The organism is Succinimonas sp. (genome assembly GCF_045225735.1).
In the GTDB taxonomy this organism is placed as follows: Bacteria; Pseudomonadota; Gammaproteobacteria; order Enterobacterales; family Succinivibrionaceae; genus Succinimonas.
The window spans coordinates 1-18,879 of the sequence record NZ_JBGVBR010000107.1 but is presented as its reverse complement, the minus strand read 5'-3'; the positions used below and the strand labels follow the sequence as shown (position 1 = coordinate 18,879).

At 53.5% G+C, this 18,879-nt stretch carries 21 protein-coding genes; 10 read left to right on the top strand and 11 right to left on the bottom strand.

Annotated elements, in window-relative coordinates; genetic code table 11:
* Positions 1–4 precede the first annotated feature (4 nt).
* From ACJROR_RS03730 to infA, 4 genes are all read right to left on the bottom strand, one after another.
* On the bottom strand, positions 5–922 hold the full coding sequence (locus tag ACJROR_RS03730) for an AAA family ATPase (protein ID WP_406545923.1): 918 nt from the start codon (positions 920–922) through the stop codon (positions 5–7).
* A gap of 260 nt (positions 923–1,182) precedes the next feature.
* Positions 1,183–1,431, bottom strand: a complete 249-nt coding sequence (locus ACJROR_RS03725; protein WP_406545922.1) for a cold-shock protein — start codon at positions 1,429–1,431, stop codon at positions 1,183–1,185.
* Positions 1,432–1,697: 266 nt separating this feature from the next.
* Entirely contained in the window at positions 1,698–2,543 is an 846-nt protein-coding gene (locus tag ACJROR_RS03720; protein WP_406545921.1) for a hypothetical protein, read from the bottom strand.
* A 16-nt stretch (positions 2,544–2,559) separates the two neighbouring features.
* The gene (gene infA, locus ACJROR_RS03715) at positions 2,560–2,778 is read right to left on the bottom strand and encodes a translation initiation factor IF-1 (RefSeq protein ID WP_026297765.1); all 219 of its coding nucleotides are present in this window, start codon (positions 2,776–2,778) and stop codon (positions 2,560–2,562) included.
* A gap of 620 nt (positions 2,779–3,398) precedes the next feature.
* On the opposite strand from infA, the gene ACJROR_RS03710 reads away from it, so the two are divergent.
* On the top strand, positions 3,399–4,235 hold the full coding sequence (locus ACJROR_RS03710) for a DUF922 domain-containing protein (RefSeq protein WP_406545920.1): 837 nt from the start codon (positions 3,399–3,401) through the stop codon (positions 4,233–4,235).
* 71 nt (positions 4,236–4,306) lie between these two features.
* Here the strand turns inward: ACJROR_RS03710 and mnmD are convergent, their stop codons facing one another.
* Both mnmD and ACJROR_RS03700 read right to left on the bottom strand, forming a co-directional pair.
* Positions 4,307–5,095, bottom strand: coding sequence for a tRNA (5-methylaminomethyl-2-thiouridine)(34)-methyltransferase MnmD (gene mnmD / locus ACJROR_RS03705; protein WP_406545919.1), 789 nt, complete (start codon positions 5,093–5,095; stop codon positions 4,307–4,309).
* A gap of 483 nt (positions 5,096–5,578) precedes the next feature.
* Entirely contained in the window at positions 5,579–5,791 is a 213-nt protein-coding gene (locus ACJROR_RS03700) for a hypothetical protein (protein WP_406545918.1), read from the bottom strand.
* 396 nt (positions 5,792–6,187) lie between these two features.
* Between ACJROR_RS03700 and fabB the strand changes: the two genes are divergently transcribed.
* Positions 6,188–7,405: a beta-ketoacyl-ACP synthase I gene (fabB, locus tag ACJROR_RS03695; protein ID WP_406038083.1), complete on the top strand. Its 1,218-nt coding sequence runs from the start codon at positions 6,188–6,190 to the stop codon at positions 7,403–7,405.
* 142 nt (positions 7,406–7,547) lie between these two features.
* Here the strand turns inward: fabB and ACJROR_RS03690 are convergent, their stop codons facing one another.
* Entirely contained in the window at positions 7,548–7,919 is a 372-nt protein-coding gene (locus tag ACJROR_RS03690) for a DMT family protein (RefSeq protein ID WP_406038081.1), read from the bottom strand.
* Positions 7,920–8,135: 216 nt separating this feature from the next.
* Between ACJROR_RS03690 and ACJROR_RS03685 the strand changes: the two genes are divergently transcribed.
* The 4 genes from ACJROR_RS03685 (at position 8,136) to tadA (ending at position 11,701) form a co-directional block, all read left to right on the top strand.
* Positions 8,136–8,654 carry a hypothetical protein gene (locus ACJROR_RS03685; RefSeq protein ID WP_406545917.1) on the top strand — a complete coding sequence of 173 codons (519 nt, stop codon included), beginning with the start codon at positions 8,136–8,138 and terminating at the stop codon, positions 8,652–8,654.
* Positions 8,655–8,845: 191 nt separating this feature from the next.
* Positions 8,846–9,451, top strand: a complete 606-nt coding sequence (locus ACJROR_RS03680) for an NfeD family protein (protein ID WP_406545916.1) — start codon at positions 8,846–8,848, stop codon at positions 9,449–9,451.
* 97 nt (positions 9,452–9,548) lie between these two features.
* Positions 9,549–10,988 (top strand): flotillin family protein, encoded by a 1,440-nt coding sequence (locus ACJROR_RS03675; protein ID WP_406038075.1) that lies wholly within the window; start codon positions 9,549–9,551, stop codon positions 10,986–10,988.
* Between the two features lie 158 nt (positions 10,989–11,146).
* Complete coding sequence (tadA, locus tag ACJROR_RS03670; protein ID WP_406038073.1) at positions 11,147–11,701, top strand: tRNA adenosine(34) deaminase TadA; 555 nt, start codon at positions 11,147–11,149, stop codon at positions 11,699–11,701.
* 13 nt (positions 11,702–11,714) lie between these two features.
* Here the strand turns inward: tadA and ppk1 are convergent, their stop codons facing one another.
* Positions 11,715–13,907, bottom strand: coding sequence for a polyphosphate kinase 1 (gene ppk1 / locus ACJROR_RS03665; protein WP_406545915.1), 2,193 nt, complete (start codon positions 13,905–13,907; stop codon positions 11,715–11,717).
* A 94-nt stretch (positions 13,908–14,001) separates the two neighbouring features.
* Positions 14,002–14,895, bottom strand: a complete 894-nt coding sequence (locus ACJROR_RS03660; RefSeq protein ID WP_406545914.1) for an enhanced serine sensitivity protein SseB C-terminal domain-containing protein — start codon at positions 14,893–14,895, stop codon at positions 14,002–14,004.
* 381 nt (positions 14,896–15,276) lie between these two features.
* Between ACJROR_RS03660 and ACJROR_RS03655 the strand changes: the two genes are divergently transcribed.
* Positions 15,277–15,525, top strand: coding sequence for a hypothetical protein (locus tag ACJROR_RS03655; RefSeq protein WP_406545913.1), 249 nt, complete (start codon positions 15,277–15,279; stop codon positions 15,523–15,525).
* A 112-nt stretch (positions 15,526–15,637) separates the two neighbouring features.
* Here ACJROR_RS03655 and ACJROR_RS03650 read toward each other — a convergent pair whose 3' ends face one another.
* Both ACJROR_RS03650 and ACJROR_RS03645 read right to left on the bottom strand, forming a co-directional pair.
* Entirely contained in the window at positions 15,638–16,432 is a 795-nt protein-coding gene (locus tag ACJROR_RS03650; protein ID WP_406545912.1) for a hypothetical protein, read from the bottom strand.
* Between the two features lie 27 nt (positions 16,433–16,459).
* Positions 16,460–16,807, bottom strand: coding sequence for an outer membrane protein assembly factor BamE (locus ACJROR_RS03645; RefSeq protein WP_406038063.1), 348 nt, complete (start codon positions 16,805–16,807; stop codon positions 16,460–16,462).
* A 308-nt stretch (positions 16,808–17,115) separates the two neighbouring features.
* On the opposite strand from ACJROR_RS03645, the gene grpE reads away from it, so the two are divergent.
* From grpE to ACJROR_RS03630, 3 genes are all read left to right on the top strand, one after another.
* Positions 17,116–17,793 (top strand): nucleotide exchange factor GrpE, encoded by a 678-nt coding sequence (gene grpE, locus ACJROR_RS03640; protein ID WP_406545911.1) that lies wholly within the window; start codon positions 17,116–17,118, stop codon positions 17,791–17,793.
* Between the two features lie 93 nt (positions 17,794–17,886).
* A complete protein-coding gene (locus ACJROR_RS03635; RefSeq protein ID WP_406545910.1) occupies positions 17,887–18,231 on the top strand; it encodes a hypothetical protein in 345 nt (114 codons plus the stop codon).
* A gap of 175 nt (positions 18,232–18,406) precedes the next feature.
* A partial coding sequence (locus ACJROR_RS03630; protein ID WP_406545909.1) for an Hsp70 family protein occupies positions 18,407–18,879 on the top strand: 473 nt, incomplete at its 3' end.

The following is an 18,879-nucleotide window of genomic DNA, read 5'->3' as shown; positions in this document are numbered from 1 at the left end:
GCCCTCAGACCAGAGGCGTTACCTGATTCAGGATCCGGTCGCTGTAGGAGGCCGTGTCCAGGGAGGAGATATTGCCCTTGCGGAGGCGGTGCTCGGCGGCCGAGGGGAAGATTTCCTGCACGTCATCCGGAGTCGCGTAGTCCCGGCCGGCGATAAAGGCCCGGGCCCGGGCCGCCGCCAGAATCGCCCGGGAGGCTCTGGGAGAGAGGGGATTCGGGATCTCCGGATCGGTGCGGCTCTTAATGCAGAGATTTACGATGTATTCGCATACGGGATCCGAGACGAAGACCCGGGAGGCCGCCTTCTGAAGCTCCAGAAGCCCCGCGGCATCGGTCAGGGCCGGCAGATCCGGAGCCCGGTTTTCGTTTTTAAGGATGCGGATCTCCTGGGCCTTGGCGGGAAAGCCCAGGGACAGTCTCATGGCAAAGCGGTCAAGCTGAGATTCGGGCAGGGGAAAGGTTCCGGCCTGATCCAGGGGATTCTGGGTGGCGATGACAAAAAAGGGATCGGGGATATTGCGGGTCTTTCCCTCATAGGAAACCTGATGCTCGGCCATTACCTCCAGAAGAGCGCTCTGGGTGCGGGGGGAGCCCCGGTTGATTTCGTCCGCCAGCAGCATCTGGGTAAATACCGGCCCGGGATGAAATTCGAACTCCCGGGTTTTTTCATTAAAAATGCTGGCTCCCAGCAGATCTCCGGGGAGCATGTCCGAGGTGAACTGGATTCTCTGGCTGGAGAGCCCCAGCGCAGCCGCCATGGCCCGGGCCAGGGTGGTTTTGCCCATTCCCGGAAGATCCTCCAAAAGAAGATGACCGCCGGACAGGAGACAGCTCAGGGCCAGAGTGAGCTTTTTTTCCTTATCGAGGATTACGGAATTAAGACTTTTGAGAATATCCTGACAAATATCCTGGGAGAGCGGCATATGAGTTTCTCCGTGCAAAACCGAACAGCATTATCATACCCCCATCATAACCGCGTCCCGGGATTATGTCTGTGACTCTAATGCTCAATTCCGGAATATTTCCGCCGGACAGGCAAAAACAGGCTCCGGAAGGGGACGCGCCTGAGAAGAGACGCTGCGGAATCCGCAGGATAAGCAGGGGGATCAGGAATATCCTGAAAACAAAAAACACCCCTCCTGTCCTGGAACAGGAGAACCGGAAGATTTGAGAACGAACGGAACTACTCGGCTTGGTCTGCCGGAGCGGGAGCAGCGGCTTCGGCGGGCTTAACCACTATGATATTGACTGCATGGAAACCTTTATCCCCTTTTTCGAGATCATAGGTAACAGTCTGTCCGGGCTTGAGGGTCTTGAAGCCTTCCATGCTGATGCAGGAAAAATGAGCGAAAACATCCTCGCTGCCTTCATCGGGGGTAATAAAACCATACCCTTTGGTGTTGTTAAACCATTTAACTGTACCTTTTGCCATAAAAAACCTCGCTAATTTCTCCCTGCGACAGCCGATGCCGTTCCGTTAAGACACATGATAAACAGAACAGCATGCCGCAAGGCAAATCAAATTGAAAAAAGGCATAAAGCTCATTTCAGCTTAGCACCTGAAAAATCCCCGCGGTAGAAAATTTTCCGGAATTTTTAACGCAAGCGACATTTTTGCCTGCGGCGTTCATGATTTTTGTGAAACAGGAGCGATATTTGCGGACAGATTTATGGCGGAAGCCTGCTGGAGGGCAGATTTCAGTATTCGACAGAGAAGGTTCTGATATCCCGGTTCTCTCTGAGAGCGGCTTCGATTTCCGGAAGCACCTGCGATTTCAGGCGTTTTGCGGTACTGAGAAATTCCCGTCCCCGGGCGGCATCGGGATTTCCGACTCCCAGCCCCCGTATCAGGCAGAAGCCGTAAAGAGCGGCCGCATCGCCGTAATGGGGTTCGTTCTCGTAATTGAATTTGAAGTACATTTCCAGATTGAATACCGCATCATGGTAATCCGGATTCAGGCATTCGGCGCCCAGAAAACGGCTCCTGACGGCGGCGGCCTTTTCCGGAGCCGGGCTTTCCGGTGAAGCTTCGCGGTCTTCCTTCTTTTCCCGGAACAGCTCGTCCAGGATCTGCTGTCTTTCCCGGGCGGGATCCTGCACCTCCAGGAATTTGCCGTCCGGCGCGGGCCTTAAGGAGTTCTGAAAAAAGTATGTCACGCCCAGAAGGTAGTAGCATTCGAAATATTCATTGAATACCGCTCTTTCGCAGAAATTTCTGGCGGCTTCAATGTCCTGCTCCGCGCCGTCTCCCGTGAGACGCATGAGAGCCATCAGGGGCAGGGGGACAATCAGCTCCCGGGCGAGCAGCCATTCGAAAACAGGGTATGCTTTGCTTTTGCGATTATGCCGGTACAGGTACATGGATCTGAAAAGAAGGAAGAACAGCTTCGCCATCTTATACAGATCGTACCAGTAGAAAATAAACAGTGAACAGAGGGCGATCAGAGCCTTGATGAAGAGATGATCATCAATCTGACCGTAAAAAATAAAAACGCTCCCTACTATTACCGCTACTATGAGGGATCTGGCAAGAAAGTATAACAACTAAGGCCTGCCGATTTTAACGGGAGCGGAAAATAATGCGTCCCTTGGAGAGATCATACGGGGTGAGCTGAACGGTAACCTTGTCTCCGGTAAGAATTCTGATGTAGTTCTTGCGCATTTTTCCGGAAATATGAGCCATTACCACATGACCGTTGTCAAGCTCCACGCGAAAGGTGGTATTAGGCAGGGTCTCAACTATGGTTCCCTGCATTTCAATGCAATCTTCTTTTGCCATAAAAGTGTTTTTTCCTTAAATAGAATTTTCCTGAAACTCCGCCGGATAATCCCTCCGGCAGTCTGCCAAAAGTACGATGCCAGTCATCTCCGGTACGCTTTCAGCCGGACTGAGTCAGGTTTGCTCTCCTCTCTAAGCCTTACAGGAAATTCCGCTGTCATCGCTGCGCTTCAATCGCAGACGGGGCATTTTACTATTATTAGCGGAAATTGCAAATAAAGCATTAGCATAAAATTGTTTCTGAAAACCCGTCCGGCGGGAAAAGCTCCCCGGCGGCACCGGACGGCGCCCCGGGGCAGGCGTTGATCCTTCGGGATGGCACTGTTTTCAGAGAGCGATCCGTGTTATTCTGAGCAGGTTTCAGTGCTTGTGCATAAATTTGAAAACCCCCGGAATTTCAAGGGTTATACCTGTGTATAACCTAAAAACATCTTGTGGAAAAACCTGTGCAAAACCAGTTCGTAAAAAACAGTGTACATGATCTCATAACAGGGGAAAAACCGGCATCATTTGTACGCATCTTCCCCAAAGTGGGATAAAATTACGTGTCCGGGTTCCCTGTCAGGCATGACGGGAGCCTCGCGTTCCGCAACTGAATACAGGAAATCGGGTAAATACATATGATGCGTAAAACCTTGCTGGCTCTTCTAGTGGTGGGAGTTCCTCTGGCGCTTGTTTATGCTTTCCTATTTATACTTCCTCAGTTTGTTAATGATGAGCACAAGAAATCCGTTTTGGATGAAAAGTTCGCCACCGTTGTCGGGGATACGGTGCTCCCGGGAGTTGCCGAAAACGCCGGCGGCTACAGCAGGGCGGATCAGGTGCTGCGTTACAGCATGGAACACGGGAGTCACGAGGACGACATTTTTTACCACAACCTCGACATCCGGGAGAACGTTAACCGCAACACTACCTTCTATGATGTTTCCGCGGAGACTCCGGAGGATCTCCATGACATTATCGAAGACAGTGCCCCTGTGAACGCCAATACCAACAAGCGCAGCATTGTAAAAGTCAGCTATGCCATAAACTGGAATCTTGATGTCAGACAGGAACCGGATAAGTGCGAATTTTACGGCGCTGACATTAATGTGGACATTACCACGGTGATGCCTAACTGGATGGAGGTGCGGGAGCAGTCTCCTGACGTTCAGGAGCAGTGGTCCCGGTATCTTGCCGATGCTTCCAAGTACAGCAGCCGGCACGATCCCATCATCATCAAGGCCAGCAAGAAGCTGGCGCAGAAGATCCGCTATGTCGGCAAAAAGAGATTCTGCAACGATCTTATTGAAGCCGTTAATGCCATTGGGGATGAAAGTCTCTCCGGCGCCGAGAAGATGATGGCCAGATATAAGTCGGAAACGGGAAACGGCCGTCTTATGGGAGTGCAGGTTCCCGTCTTTGCCCAGAGCAACTACATAAAGAGCCTGGACGAGGATGACGAAAGAAATCTGTAGTTTCTGACCTCAGTTTTGGAAGACCTGCCACATAAAGCTCTGGCAGGTTTTTTTATGCCTGCAAAACCGCATTAAGGGATCCAGCCAGCGGTCATTTCCCTTTTGCGGCCATAGCCGGGCAGCTTTGCGGTAACAAAGCCGGCCTCATTAAGATTTCTTCTTACGGCGCCGCTTACGGTATAGGTGGCCAGGGTGGTTCCCGAAGCGCTCAGCCTCCGGAGCTCCCGGAATACCGAAAGAGACCACATTTCCGGATTCAGCGCCGGGGAAAAGCCGTCCAGAAACCAGGCATCCACCGGCCGGGACAGCCGGGTGGCCGGGCAGATCTCCCGGATATCCCCCACTAAAAGATGCACGGTTACCCCCGGTTCCGGACACAGCGTCTGGAGTCCGGTAACGGGAACGCGATAGCAGCTTCTGAAAAGCAGAGACTCCCGGGCGAGATTTTTGAAGATGCTCTGGGCTTTCTCAAGATCCCGGGGGAGCAGGGGATGCTTTTCCACGGTAATGTAATGTATTTCCGGAAGCCGGATGCCCTGATTCCGGAGATCATGAAGGAGCTTCATCAGCGTGAGCAGATTCCGGCCGGTGCCAAAGCCGGTCTCGCCGATGACAAATTCCCGGGGGCGATCACCCTCTGAAGCCTGTCCCGGGGCGCTCTCCGCATCCTCTTCCCGGCGGGCGAGTCTCTCCGGAAGCCGGTTTCCCTGAATAAAAACATGCTCGGATTCCAGATATCCTCCGGCATCCGAGAAGTAGACATCGTTAAAGAGGGGGCTTCCGGCCTGTTCCCCGGCGATATTGATTTCCGCATATGCCGGCTCGCCGGGAGCCGGAGGCGGGACAAGGGAGATGTTCATAAAAACAGGTTCCTTTGCGGGCCCGGGGCGGATTATCCGAATCTCAGATCCCGGGCTTCAGACTGGTTATGACTGATCTGTTTATGCTTTTACTGCCATATTAAGAGCTTTGACAGCGAGTTGCAAACATCGCTCCCATGAGGAATTACCGGGTTAAATGACAGTTGTTTGCCATCTGGATTTTCGGGATCAGGGGCGTAAACAGCCAGCGCGAAACTGATCGCAGGATGTTTGTTAACCCGTGGTCGTTAAGCATCTCTTTTGTTTGTTCATGGTATCGTCCTGTGATATATTCGGAGCAGCACAGTTTTTGCTTGGCACAATTAAAGGAGACCGATATGGACGGCTGGGGCGGATGGCTTAAGTAGCAGAATTGTGAAGATATCGGTTCTCGTTTTTTTTGCAGTTACCGCCTGCGGGGACGGGAACAAGATCCATTGAAACCAAGATGACAGAAGAGAGCCCCGCAGAGGGGCTTTTTCATTATTTGCAGTTCTCAATAACTATCCTGACAGCCGGATCATCCTTCCTTTGAATCAGAAGGCCGATGATTATCTTTTCCAGCCTGGGGGATACGGCCCGTTTTCCGGTTCTGACGGCGTTTATCATTGACGCGCTGCAGCCGGAGGCTGCGGCAAGCTCCGGACTGGCAAATCCCAGGAGGCCGATGAGTTTGCGCAAAGTTTCCTTGGCCATAACATGCTCCGAAGATGCTTAAACACTAAGAATATCCCTTATCCGTAACGGGGTATTTAAGCTGCCCCATGACATTATGACAGAATCAGAGCCTTCGGGTAATCTTTTGGGTGCTGCCGGACAGGCAAAAAGCCGCGGAATAAAGCAGTCCTCCCTCTTCCTCCTCCGGCCTTTCCTTTTTCTGAAAACCGGCTCCGGAGCGGCGGAAATCCGGATTTTTTTTCCAAAAAGGCTGCAAAGGTTCAGAAAATGGCAATTGTTTGCGGTGACTGTTTTTTAAAAAGCGGCATCTTGTTATAGAATTAATGGCATACTGCGCAGATTGCAAACTGATTGACCAGTGATGGTTTGACGGATCTGCAAACAGGCCACAGATTTTACGGAGAGACGGAAGATATGAGAAGATCTGTTATTACCGGTATTGGAATAGTGTCCAGTATAGGTAACAATGCTGCTGAAGTGCTTGAATCTCTTAAGACCGGAAAATCCGGCATCACCTTCTCTGAGCAGTTTCGTGACGTTGGCATGCGTTCTCAGGTATGGGGCAATGTAAAGCTTGATACCGCGGATCTTATTGATCGCAAGGTGCGTCGTTTTATGGGAGATGCCGCTGTTTATGCCTATCTGGCCATGCAGCAGGCGGTGCAGGATTCCGGACTGGAGGAGCATGAGGTTTCCAATGAACGCACCGGGCTTATCTGCGGTTCCGGCGGTTCCTCCCCCATGAATCAGGTGGAAGCCTGCGAAACCCTGAAAACCAAGGGTGTTAAAAGAGTCGGCCCGTATCAGGTCACCCGCTGCATGGGTTCCACTACCTCAGCCTGTCTGGCCACCCCCTTCAAAATCAAGGGCGTGAACTACAGCATCAGCTCCGCCTGCTCGACCTCGGCTCACTGCATCACCAACGCCGTGGATCAGATTCTCCTGAATCGTCAGGATGTGGTGTTTGCCGGCGGCGGCGAAGAGCTTAACTGGACGCTTTCCTGTCTTTTTGACGGCATGGGCGCTCTCAGCACCAAATACAATGACACCCCGGAACGCGCCTCCCGTACCTATGATGCCGACCGGGACGGCTTTGTCATTGCCGGCGGCGGCGGCATGGTAGTAGTGGAGGAACTGGAGCATGCCCGGGCCAGAGGAGCTAAGATTTACGGCGAGATTCTGGGCTGCGGAGCCACCTCGGACGGCTATGACATGGTAGCTCCCTCCGGCGAAGGAGCGGTGCGCTGCATGAGAATGGCCATGTCCTCTCTTAAGGATCGCCGGATTGGCTATATCAACACTCACGGCACCTCTACCAAGGTGGGTGATACCCGAGAGGTTGAGGCCATGAAGGAGGTTTTCGGGGACAGCATGCCGAAATTCAGCTCCACCAAGGCCATGACCGGACATTCTCTGGGAGCCGCCGGAGTGCAGGAGGCCATTTATTCTCTTCTGATGCTCAATAACGGCTTTATTGCCCCCAGCATCAATGTGGAGACCCCGGATCCCGCAGTGGCCGGACTGCCTCTGGTAACCTCATACACGGAGGAGAGTCTGGATGCGGTGATGTCCAACAGCTTCGGCTTCGGCGGCACCAATGCCTGTCTGGTGCTGGGAGCCTGTCGGGATTAACGGCTGAAGGATGACGGGCGGGAACGGCCGTCCGGAAAGAAACTGAAAGCCCTGAGGATGTGATTTCTCAGGGCTTTTTGATGCTTTGATGCCTGGCGGCTGAATTCTGCCGGAAATGCGGCCTTAAAAAGGAGTCCGTTTGTCAGGAGGCTCCGGCGAACAGCATTTTTCTGAAGGCGAAGAAGGCCGCTCCCATCATGCACAGAGCTGACCAGACATAGTCCCAGCTGAACTTTTCGCCGAATACGAAAATCGACAGGGGCAGAAACACTGAAAGGGTGATCATTTCCTGCATGATCTTAAGCTGGCTGATGGAGAGATAGGCGGAGGCCCAGCGGTTGGCGGGCACCATCAGCATGTACTCGAACAGGGCAATGCCCCAGGAAAACAAAATGGCGTAGAGCACGGGGCGGTCTGCCATTTTGCTGAGATGGAGATACCAGGCCAGATTCATAAAAATATTGCTGATTGCAAGAAGGGCCACGCTCCCTGCAATGATCCATCCCATAGGCATAGAGTTTTCCTTATTGTGGTTGATTTCAGGATCTGCTTCCGGCGGATTCCCTTCCGGAAGGCTGCCCCATTATAGCCCATTCTCCGGAGCCGGATCTCCCGCCTTTCCTGTTTTTATCCCGGGATCTTTCGGATCGGGGAATGCCGATTTTGCTTGAAAACCGGTCTTTCGGGCTATATGTATTGAGCAGGAAGGGATTTTTGCAGAGGAATCGCTATGACCCGCATCAGGACTGAGAAGCTGTCCCCGGAGGCCAGAAAGGTATTTCTCTGGATGAAGACCCTGAAGACCGGCTATTGGGCGCTGGCGCTGTTTTCTTTAAAGCCGGCGATCCTCGTCATGATGAGGAATGCCGGGCGGGGCCTCCCCTGGTGGGAGCCGGACTTTTCGGCGTATGAAATCGGCCAGAGCCTGCTGCCGCCGGTGCTTCTCGCGCTATGGCTCCTTATGAGACACCATTTCGGGGGCTATATGGCTGCGATGATTCTGGCCGCGGAGCTTTGCGTCAGCGCCATCCGGGAGCCCATGCTCCTTAACGAGACCGGGATTCTGGTTCTTGAATCTTTGGTGATCTGCCTGTGCTGGAGCGCCGGAACCTGTCAGAAAAAGCTTAACCGGGCCCGGCGGAACCTGCCTCGGATCTATGCTTCCATTATGGAGGAGATCCGGGAGCTGAAGGAGGGCGGCCGCCCTGCAGGGCGGGAAGGAGTTCCGGCTGATGCAACTGATTTATGATTAAAAGTGAACAGCGGCGGAATAAACTGCTGTGTAACGGGGATTTAATGAAGATCCGGTTTTGCGCATTTTGATCTGTCATAACTCGCAAAAGCAGCATGTATTGTTTCTGACAGACACCGTTTGAATTTATAGTTTGCATGGACAGCCGCATTGATTAGCGCATTGATTAACCACAGGGAGGGCGGTTTATGATGGAATTTTTCGATCAGCTGACAGGTCTTGAGCTGTTCTACCTCATGATGATTACGGCAGGCGGGACAGTTTTTCTGATGAGACTGATCCTGATGTTTTTTGTGGGCACGGACGGCGATCCCTCCGCGGCTGACGCTTCTATTGCGGACAGCTCGGATGCGCTGCTCCGGTATGTCTCCATCCAGTCGCTGTCGTCATTTGCTCTGGTAGGAGGCCTGGCCGGCTTCTGGGCGGAGAGAACCTTTCATAACAGCATGGTCTCGGTGCTGGTTACCCTTTTCGCCGGGGCTTTTATGGTTTTTATCATGGTTAAGATAACCATGCTCCTTATGAAGCTCCAGACCAAGGGAAACCTCGAGATATCAGACGCCGTGGGCAAGGAGGGGACGGTTTACCTCACCATTCCGGAGGATGGCATGGGACAGATTGATTTCAATATGCAGGGCAGAAAGCTTTTTCGGAAAGCCGCTTCCGAGACCGGCCAGTGCCTGGCCACCGGAACCAAGGTCAGGATTGTCAGAGTCACCGATGATTCCGTTCTGATGGTGGAGCCCATGAACAGCGCCGGAAGCCGGGACAAAAATCCCGGGAATCAGTCCTGAGTCCGGAGGGGGTAATCCTGACCGGCGAAAACCGATTTTCAGATTTTTTTAGATATTTTTGTAATTTTCAGCCTTTGTTAAATACGGAGATTAAATTATGGCTTCATTTGTGGGTATTGTGATGGTAGCCTTCGCCGCTATCATCGGCATGGCCGTAGTCATATTCATGATAAACCGGTACCGGAAGTGTCCGCCGGATCAGATTCTGGTGATTTCCGGCATGGTGGCCGGCAAGAAGACCGCAAAGTGCATTCACGGCGGCGGTGTTTTTGTCTGGCCGTTTATTCAGGACTATACCTATATGGATCTGAAGCCCATGACCATCAATATTCCGCTGACCGGCGCGCTTTCCAAGCAGAATATTCGCGTTAACGTGCCTTCCAGCTTCACCGTGCAGATTTCCCCCGATGAGGATATCATGGGCAATGCCGCAGTGTGCCTTCTGGGACTGGGGCAGCCGCAGATCGAGGATACCGCCAAGAACATCATTATCGGTCAGCTGCGTCTTACCGTGGCTTCCATGGACATTGAGGAGATCAACCAGGACCGCGAGGCCTTCCAGAAGAACATCACCGCCAATGTGGAACCGGAGCTGAACAAGATCGGCCTTAAGCTTATCAACGTTAACATCACCGATATCACCGACGAATCCGACTACATCGAAAGCATCGGTAAAAAGGCCGCCGCAGAGGCTGTTAACAAGGCTAAGATCGATGTGGCCAATCAGGAAAAGATCGGCGCCGTGGGCGAATCCGAGGCCAACAGGGAAAAGAACATTTCCGTGGCTCAGAACCAGGCCGAGGCTCAGAAGGGCATGAAGCAGGCCGAGACCGGACAGCGCCGTTACGTGGCTGATCAGGAATCTCAGGCTATCGCCGGCGAAAACGACGCCAAGAAGAATATCGCCCAGTCCAATGCCGAGCTGGAGGTTATTCAGGCCGAGGCCCATCAGCGCGCCGAGGTGGCCAAGAGCCAGGCTCAGGCCGAAATCGAAAAGGCCAAGTACCAGGCTGAGAAGCAGAGACTTAACGCTCAGGAAATTTCCCGGCAGGAAATCGACAAGGAGAAGATCATCATCGATGCTCAGGCCGTGGCCGAGAGACAGCGCGAGGAAGCCCGCGGTCAGGCAGACGCCGTGCTCATGAAGTACCAGGCTGAGGCTCAGGGTCAGAAGGCTCTTCTGGAAGCCAAGGCCTCCGGTTACGCCGAGCTGGTCAAGAGCGCCGGAAACAATGTGGAAGCAGCTTCTACCCTGCTCATTATTGAAAAGCTGGAGCAGCTCGTGGGACTCCAGACCGAAGCCATCAGAAACATCAAGATCGACAAGGTTACCGTCTGGGATCATGACGGCAACGGCGGCGCCGGCGACGGCAAGACCGCTACGGCAAATTTTCTGTCAGGCATGGTAAAGAGCCTGCCGCCGCTTCATGACGTTGCCAAGATGGCCGGTCTCAACCTGCCGGAGTATCTGGGTTCCGTGGAACCGGGCAAGGGCGCCGGCAAGGGCCCCGCTCCCGTAAAGCTGCCGAAGGAATAGTCTTTTCCGGCTGAAATATTTATGTTGTAAATCATCTGAAAAGCCCCGACAATATGCGGGGCTTTTTTAATGCCCTGCTTTTTTAGTGCCAGGCATTTCTGCTCCCGGAGATGCCGTTTCCGTTTATCAGCAAGGACAAGCGCAGGATAAGTACCGCCATGAAGGAACTTCTTAACATTGATGAGATTTTTATGCTGGAGGCGCTCCGGGAGGCCCGGCGATCCTGGGATCTGGGGGAGGTTCCCGTGGGAGCGGTGGTGGTCAAGGACGGCAGGATCGTGGCTCGGGGCTGCAATCTGATGATTACCTCTCATGACCCCAGCGCTCATGCGGAAATGGTGGTGATCCGGGAGGCGGCCCGGCTTACGGGGAACTACCGCGTTTACGGGGCCACCCTGTATGTGACGCTGGAGCCCTGCGTCATGTGCACCGGCGCCATTATCCTGTCCCGGGTGGATCGGGTGGTGTACGGAGCGCAGGATCTTAAAACCGGCGCTCATGAATCAGCCTTTCATCTTCTGGCGGAACCCCTGCACAATCATGTGCCGGAGGTCACCGGAGGAGTGCTCCGGAAGGAATGCGGGGACATCCTGACTAACTTCTTCAAGATGCGCCGCATGGAGAAAAAGGCCCGTAAAATGAGGGAGCGGGCAGAGCGGGAGTCCGCTCCCGCCGCCGCTCCGGAGGCAGGCGGCGTCCCTGAGGAATGCTGAAGCGCGCCGGAGCTCAGATCTTATTTAAAGCGCTGTTCCCCTGGGCGGCGGCGATTTTGGCCAGCTTTTTCTCCTCGATGCCTGCCAGATATTCGTAAATGGCAATCTGGGAACGCAGCTTCTTCCTGTTTCCTCTCTTCACATAGGCATTGCTCTGCTCGGCATCGATAACCCGGGCCTTCATGGTATCCTGGAACTGAATGCTGAGAATTTCCAGGATCCGGTTCTTCAGAATGGGGGACAGCACGGGAGTGCCCACCTCAATGCGGGTGTCCAGATTCCGGGACATCCAGTCGGCGGAGGAAATAAAGAGTTTGGGATTGCCGTTGTTGTAGAAATACATCACCCGGGGATGCTCCAGGAATCTGTCCACAATGCTGATAACCCGGATGTTTTCGCTGAGCCCGGGAATTCCCGGTTTCAGCGAGCACATGCCCCTGATGATCATGTCGATCTGCACGCCGGCCTGGGAAGCCTTGTAAAGCTCGCTGATAAGCTCCTTGTCCACCAGATTGTTCACCTTTACCAGAATTTTGCCGGTAAAGCCCGAGCGGGCGTTATTGATCTCGTTTTCCACCATGTCGGTGATCTTTTTCCGGGCATTGATAGGGGACACCAGAAGCCGGTCGAATTTGGTGTGGATATAGGGGAACTCGATGAAGGTAAAGACCTCCTCCACCTCATGAGTGAGCTCCGGATGCTTGGTGAACAGGGCGAAGTCCGTGTAGATCTTGGCGGTCTTTTCATTAAAGTTGCCGGTGCCGATATGGGCATAGCGGGTGGGCTGGCCGTCCTCGATGCGGGTGATGAGGCAGAGCTTGGAATGGATCTTAAGACTCGGCATGCCGAAGAGCACCTTCACTCCGGCATCGGTGAGCCTGCTGGCCCATTTGATGTTGTTTTCCTCGTCAAAGCGGGCCTTGAGCTCCACGATTACCGTCACATGCTTGCCGTTGTTGGCGGCGTCAATGAGGGAGCTTATGACCCGGCTCTTGGAGGCCACGCGGTAGATGTTGATCTTGATGGCGGTGACTGCCGGATCGTAGGAGGCCTGTCTTAAAAGCTCGGTAAAGTAGCGGAAGGTGTGGTACGGATAGTAAAGCAGAATATCATGCACGCTGATGGCCTCGAAGGCATTGGCCGCGGAGTCGAAGTCCACGGAGTTCAGCTCGGGCAGGGGAGTGTTTTCAATATACTCCCGTCCCACATTGGGGAAGCCGGTGAAGTCCTTGAAGTTGTGGTAGCGGCCGCCCTCCATGACGGAGTCGAAGTCCTGCATGCAGAGCTTTTTCACAATGTAGCGCACCATCTCCTTCGGCATTTCCTTGTCATAGGCAAAGCGCACCGGCATGGAGACCAGGCGCTGCTTCAGGCTCTGGGACATGTTTTCCACAAAGGATCTGTCCATCTGGGAGGAGAGGTCGTATTCCGCATCCCGGTTCATCTTGGCGGAGTAGGCGCTGATTTCATCGTAGTCAAAAAGCCCCTTGAAGATAATATCGAGACCGACGCGGATCACATTGTCCAGGATCATCAGCACCTTGTCCTTTTTGTTTCCGAAGGTGGGGATCTGAATAAATCTGGGGATCTTGTCGGTGGGAACCTCAATAAGGGCATAGGTCACCCTGCTCTGACCGTCCTTGTCGCGGTTTTTCTCCTCCCGGACGTTTTCCTCTCCGGAGTTTCGGGATGCCTGTTTGCCCTTGCGGGGAAACCGGGTCATTTTTACCAGGAGGTAGGCATATTTGTCCTTGAGGAAGGAGACCAGGTCGATGTCATCGTTCAGGATTACCGGGGAGATGTGCTTTAAGACGTTTCTCCGGAAAAAGTCGATAACCCAGTTCCGCTGCTCCGGAGTGATCTCCTTTTCATCGTAGAGAAAAATGTTGTGGGAGGCCAGCTCGGTCAGGAGCGAGATGTAGGTGCGATCGAAGGTGGCGTTGAGCTTTTTAACCTTGCTGAGACATTTTTTGAGGACTTCCTTCGCTCCGGAGTCGTTGCCGTTTTCCTCGTCAATCACCACCCGTCTCTTCAGATCGGCGATCTTTACCTTGAAGTATTCGTCCAGATTGCTGGAGTAGATCCCCAGAAAACGCACCCGTTCCACCACGGGGACGCTCTTGTCCTGAGCCTCCTGCAGCACCCGTTCGTTGAAGGAAAGCCAGCTTAATTCCTTGGGAATCCATGATGAAGGATCATTGTTCATAAAAGCCTCAGTCTAGCAGCATCGAGTTAAGCAGCAAATGTTTTACCGGGATGAAACCGCCGGAAAGCCTCCGGCGGTTCCGCATTTCGCCGGCTCAGAACAGGCCCAGAAATTTTTTCCGGGTGTAGAAGGGGGCGATGTTCTTCAGAGCGGCCCTGAGAAACTCGCTGTCCTCCCGGTAAATCATAAAGTCGGTGTGCAGGGTACCGGAGTGCTTTTCGGCGGTCATGGAGAGACCGGGGAAGATATCCTGCGGCCGGTCAGGGGTTTCCGTAACCACGAGATAGGTGATTTCGGCGATGCCGGCGGCATTTTTGCGATCCGGCCACTGGAGGGCTACCAGCCAGGCCTTCTTAATGTTTTTAAGCTCCTCCATATCCCGGGAGAGCGCCTCCAGGAGACTGTCCGGACGGTTTTTCGGGGTGCCGGCGGCCACGGTGGTGCCCTTGGGAATGGAAAACAGGCGGTAGGGCTCCTTCATGGGAGCCGTGGTAAAGGACATTTTTCCCTGAGGGGCTTGGAGCATGGCCGAGAGGAGCTCCCGGTCAATGGTGATGCCGGCCCCGAAGGGGTTAACCACCACCCCTTTGAGGATGCTGTCCTGCCCGGTGACGGTTTCCGCCACGCTGGTGAATTTCTGCACAATGTTTCCGGTTTTATCCAGATTGAACTTTTTAAATTCGTCCGCATTGGTGAATACGGGACAGTAATGCTCGTCCCGGGCGTTTTTGATAAGGACGTAATTCAGTTTGGCATCGTCGGAGAAGGTTACCCCGCCGTTATCGAACTTGTAGCTGCCGTCCAGCTTTACCGGCACGATGACCTTGGCCTTTCTGAGCTCAGAGAGCGCCATGCGGCGGTTGATTTCGGTCTGAGATTCCACCAGAAATCCCAGAGCCTTGTCCAGCGCGGCATTGTCAACGCCGTAGTTTATGGGGATTTGCGGTTTCTCGCTGTCTTTGTTTTTGCTGCTGTCTTCCTGGGCCATTTTTTTCTTCTCCGTGAGTTCTTTGTTTCAATGTCATTGTAGCAAAGACCGGGCTTTTAAACTATGCGGACGTGGCGGGATCTCGCAGGAATAAGAGCCCGGAGACAAAAAGACCCCGGAAAGCTCCGGATCCCCCGCTCCCTCCGGAATAATACCGGGAAAACGGTTCTCTTTGACGGCGAAAATTACTCAAATTCCGGCGTTTTCTGCCGCTAATAAGGTGACAGAAAAATTTTTTAACGACAGCTTTAAGCTTTGCTGACAAGGCATGCGGGCAAGCGAAACGGATTAGCAGGAGCGCGGCGTTTACAGGGATGACTGAGGCCGGTCTTAAGACTTGCGCGGGGTATCACGAAGAGATGAAGAGAAAGGAGGTGCGCCATGGATGCCGTCTTTGCCATTCTTCCCAGATACAACGGAGGCCCTCATATGCTTAACTTCAAAAGAGGAGTCAGAAAAACCTCCGGGATCCGGCAGCTGAGAGAATACTGCGATGAAGACGAGGAGAGATCCGGCTATGGCCGCGATGGCGGCTCGGATGAGCGGAGTCTTGAAGAAGCCGTCTATGACCGGAAGGGACTCAGATCCGACAGCGAAAAATGCGGCCGGGATATTGACTTCGAGGCCTGAGACTTTGCCGCCGGAAAAGCGTTCCCGCTCCTTTTTGCGTCTTCCCATAAGCTGCGTCAGCCTGTTATCCGCAATGGCCCTGCTTTGAACCAGCCCCTCATCGGGGCTTTTTTTATTCTTTTCCCAGCAGACTGGTGCCGAAATTGGGATCTCCTTCGTCATCGGAGGCGGTTTCGTCCTTAGGCCGGCCCTTGTTCATGAGCTTCTGATAGGATGCCTGAAGACCGGGGCGGGATTCCCGGAAGCTGACGTACTCCGGAGCCGTAAGCTGGAAATAGGCCTCCGGATAGCCCATGGAGGCGGCAGTTTCCACCATGGTGTACCCCTGAAGCTGCATGTCCTCGGCCTGAAACAGAAATTTCCCCAGCTCGAACATGGCGGGCACATCGCCTCTTTCCCGGAAATTCAGCTTGGCTATCCAGGTCTGGGCGCTGGTGGGATCCTTGAGCCGGTAGAAGGAATAAATGATTTTCAGGATGTCCTGGGGTTCTGCGGGAGAGGCCTCCTTTATGGCGGCCAGGGCTTCCTTGAACTTTGCGGGATTCTTTTCGTTTTCCGCCTTGGATCTGCTTATCATGGTGAGCCAGCAGTACATGAACATCCTGGCTAATTTATTCTGCTGAAAATAAAGGTAGTGTTCCTTTTGGGGATCCAGGGTGGTTTTGTAGAGCTCGGCCATTTTGATGCCGCTTTCCGGAATGCCCCAGGAGCATTCCCGGGCATAGCGGGAGAAAAGCCGATCCTGTTCCGGCAGAACTTCCGGAAAGGTGTTGTCGGAGATCTTAAAGCTGTTCAGACTGTGCCGGGCAAATTTCCGGGGATTGAAATGCTCCTCCTCGGGGGCGGAGCAGCCGGCCAGCGAGACGGAAAGCAAAGCTGTCAGAAGAATCAAGGCGCCTTTTTTCATGAGTGACACTCCGTTACCGAAATCAGCTTATCTGGCGCTGACCGAGCTGTCAAAAAGGGCGCTTTTTTCAAAATCCCCGTAAATCTCCTCCAGGGTTTCATTATCGTTGAATTTGACCACCAGCATCTGCTGTTCCGGTTCCGACCAGCCGCGGCGCACGTAGTTGATATAGTACCAGGTTGAGGTATCCATGGGATCTGTCAGCATCGGCGTGCCCAGAATGTACTTCACCTGTTCCCTGGTCATGCCGCGGCGGAGCAGATTTACGTCCTTCTGTTCGGTGAAATTGCCCTGATTGAGATCCGGTCTGTAGGCGCAGGCATTAAGGGCCGGGGCCAGTGTCAAGAGCAGCAGAACTGAAAAAATGATTCTCATGCTTAAACCTATTTTGTCAAGAACGGGGCAATTTTAGCACAGAAATCCGAACTTGGCGGGAAGTCGGCCGGAGCAAAGCCTTAAATCCGGATCCATCTCACCGCCGGAGCTCATGGGGGAGAGCCGGTCAGCGGGAACAGCGGCAATTGTTCGCAAGGGGCGGACATCTGTTTCGGAAAAGCTGAAACGGCCTGATTTCGGGTTCCGGAGCCGTCTGTTTCAAGGAGCTCCCTGTTGACTGCTTGAAAAAATAAAGCGGAATCCCCATGTAGGAAGCAGGATTTTTTGCGGTTTTTGGAGATAAGCGAATGAATAACGAAGAAGTTCAAGAGAACAGCGCCGATCCGGACAAGGAAAACGAAATCAATAACGCTGAGGAACAGCAGCCGGCTCCGGAGGAAGCCGCTCCTGAATCTGCAGACGAGGCCGGACAGGAGAGCCAGGAGGAAATGACTCCGGAGAAGCTCATTAAGGATCTTGAAGAGGCTCAGAAGAGGATTCGCGAGCTTGAAGATGAAAACAGGACTCTTAAGGAGGAAGCTCTCAGGGCCCGGGCTGAAACGCAGAACATGAGAAAGCGCTGCGATCAGGATATGAAGAAGGCCAAGGATTATGCCATCACCGGATTTGCTCAGGATCTGGTGCCGCCCTTGGAGGCCATGGAAAAGGCGGTGGAATATTCCGGCAAGATCACTCCGGACAACCCGGAAATGATCTCTCAGGTTGTAGAGGGCGTAAAGAGCACCATGACCGTGCTCCTCAAGGCTATGGAGAATAACGGACTCAAGGCTATCCGGCCTGGTAACGGCGATGAGTTTGATCCGGAGCTTCACGAGGCCATGACCTTTGTGCCGAACCCGGCCATCCCGGCAAACCATGTTATTGAAACCTTCCGCACCGGATATTCCCTGAACGGCAGAACCATCAGGGCTGCCCAGGTGGTGGTTTCCGCCGGTAACGGGGGCTCGGTGAATACCGAAGCCTGATTAAGGCGGACAGAAAAGCGTCCGTTTTTCAGTATGAGCGTCCCCGGTGGCTTTGCGTCAGCGGGGATTTTTTTTTGCTGCGGGAGGTTATGCATGGCTGGTGACAAATCCGGGGCCGAGAAACAGCTCCGGATCTTCGTAATGCTGTTTATGGCTGCGGTGGCAGTCCTGATGGCGGCTCTCCTTCTGGGGAGCGGGCTTATAGTGGCCGGTGCTTTTCTGCTGGCGGCTCTGGGCGCTCTTATGATAACGGTTAAGATGCGGGATCTTTACTGCTACAAGGGCATTTCCGGAACTAAGCCGGAAAGCGTTCCGGAGGAAGATGAAGAAGACAGCGAAGAAGACGATGAAGATGACGATGAAGATGACGATGAAGATGACAGCGCCGATGACCGGGAGCGGAAACCGGCGCCGGAACAGAACCCGCGGGACATCTGAGGCCCGCTCCGGCATCTGATGCGTCCGGAAATCTTTTCCGGGCGGGAAAATGAAAAATTTTTGCCTCCCCCCTTGAAAAGATGCAACTAAGCACCATGTTAAGGTCAGAACGGGACAGGAACAGCAAATAATTAAAGCCTGTCGCAAAGATTTGATAACTGGAGAAATACATACTATGGGTAAGATTATCGGTATTGACCTGGGTACTACCAATTCATGCGTTGCAGTACTGGAAAACGGTCAGCAGAGAGTTCTTGAGAATGCCGAAGGAAAGCGCACCACTCCTTCCACCATCGGCTATACCGACAAGGGCGAGATTCTGGTGGGCGACGTTGCCAAGCGGCAGGCGGTAACCAATCCTGAAAATACTCTTTATGCGGTTAAGCGTCTCATCGGCCGTCGTTTCGATGATGCTGAAGTGCAGAGAGACGTTTCCGTAATGCCTTATAAGATTGTAAGAGCTGATAACGGCGATGCCTGGGTTGCTCTGAAGGACGGCAAGAAGATGGCCCCTCCTCAGGTTTCCGCTGAAGTGCTGAAGAAAATGAAGAAGACCGCAGAGGACATTCTCGGCGAGAAGGTAACCGAAGCCGTAATCACCGTTCCGGCCTACTTCAACGACCAGCAGCGTCAGGCTACCAAGGATGC

Bases quoted from the DNA above. Each gene is read 5' to 3' on its own strand.
- ACJROR_RS03730 (WP_406545923.1), bottom strand. From the start codon at position 922: ATGCCGCTCTCCCAGGATATTTGTCAGGATATTCTCAAAAGTCTTAAT.
- ACJROR_RS03725 (WP_406545922.1), bottom strand. From the start codon at position 1,431: ATGGCAAAAGGTACAGTTAAATGGTTTAACAACACCAAAGGGTATGGT.
- infA (WP_026297765.1), bottom strand. From the start codon at position 2,778: ATGGCAAAAGAAGATTGCATTGAAATGCAGGGAACCATAGTTGAGACC.
- ACJROR_RS03710 (WP_406545920.1), top strand. From the start codon at position 3,399: ATGATGCGTAAAACCTTGCTGGCTCTTCTAGTGGTGGGAGTTCCTCTG.
- mnmD (WP_406545919.1), bottom strand. From the start codon at position 5,095: ATGAACATCTCCCTTGTCCCGCCTCCGGCTCCCGGCGAGCCGGCATAT.
- ACJROR_RS03700 (WP_406545918.1), bottom strand. From the start codon at position 5,791: ATGGCCAAGGAAACTTTGCGCAAACTCATCGGCCTCCTGGGATTTGCC.
- fabB (WP_406038083.1), top strand. From the start codon at position 6,188: ATGAGAAGATCTGTTATTACCGGTATTGGAATAGTGTCCAGTATAGGT.
- ACJROR_RS03690 (WP_406038081.1), bottom strand. From the start codon at position 7,919: ATGCCTATGGGATGGATCATTGCAGGGAGCGTGGCCCTTCTTGCAATC.
- ACJROR_RS03685 (WP_406545917.1), top strand. From the start codon at position 8,136: ATGACCCGCATCAGGACTGAGAAGCTGTCCCCGGAGGCCAGAAAGGTA.
- ACJROR_RS03680 (WP_406545916.1), top strand. From the start codon at position 8,846: ATGATGGAATTTTTCGATCAGCTGACAGGTCTTGAGCTGTTCTACCTC.
- ACJROR_RS03675 (WP_406038075.1), top strand. From the start codon at position 9,549: ATGGCTTCATTTGTGGGTATTGTGATGGTAGCCTTCGCCGCTATCATC.
- tadA (WP_406038073.1), top strand. From the start codon at position 11,147: ATGAAGGAACTTCTTAACATTGATGAGATTTTTATGCTGGAGGCGCTC.
- ppk1 (WP_406545915.1), bottom strand. From the start codon at position 13,907: ATGAACAATGATCCTTCATCATGGATTCCCAAGGAATTAAGCTGGCTT.
- ACJROR_RS03660 (WP_406545914.1), bottom strand. From the start codon at position 14,895: ATGGCCCAGGAAGACAGCAGCAAAAACAAAGACAGCGAGAAACCGCAA.
- ACJROR_RS03655 (WP_406545913.1), top strand. From the start codon at position 15,277: ATGGATGCCGTCTTTGCCATTCTTCCCAGATACAACGGAGGCCCTCAT.
- ACJROR_RS03650 (WP_406545912.1), bottom strand. From the start codon at position 16,432: ATGAAAAAAGGCGCCTTGATTCTTCTGACAGCTTTGCTTTCCGTCTCG.
- ACJROR_RS03645 (WP_406038063.1), bottom strand. From the start codon at position 16,807: ATGAGAATCATTTTTTCAGTTCTGCTGCTCTTGACACTGGCCCCGGCC.
- grpE (WP_406545911.1), top strand. From the start codon at position 17,116: ATGAATAACGAAGAAGTTCAAGAGAACAGCGCCGATCCGGACAAGGAA.
- ACJROR_RS03635 (WP_406545910.1), top strand. From the start codon at position 17,887: ATGGCTGGTGACAAATCCGGGGCCGAGAAACAGCTCCGGATCTTCGTA.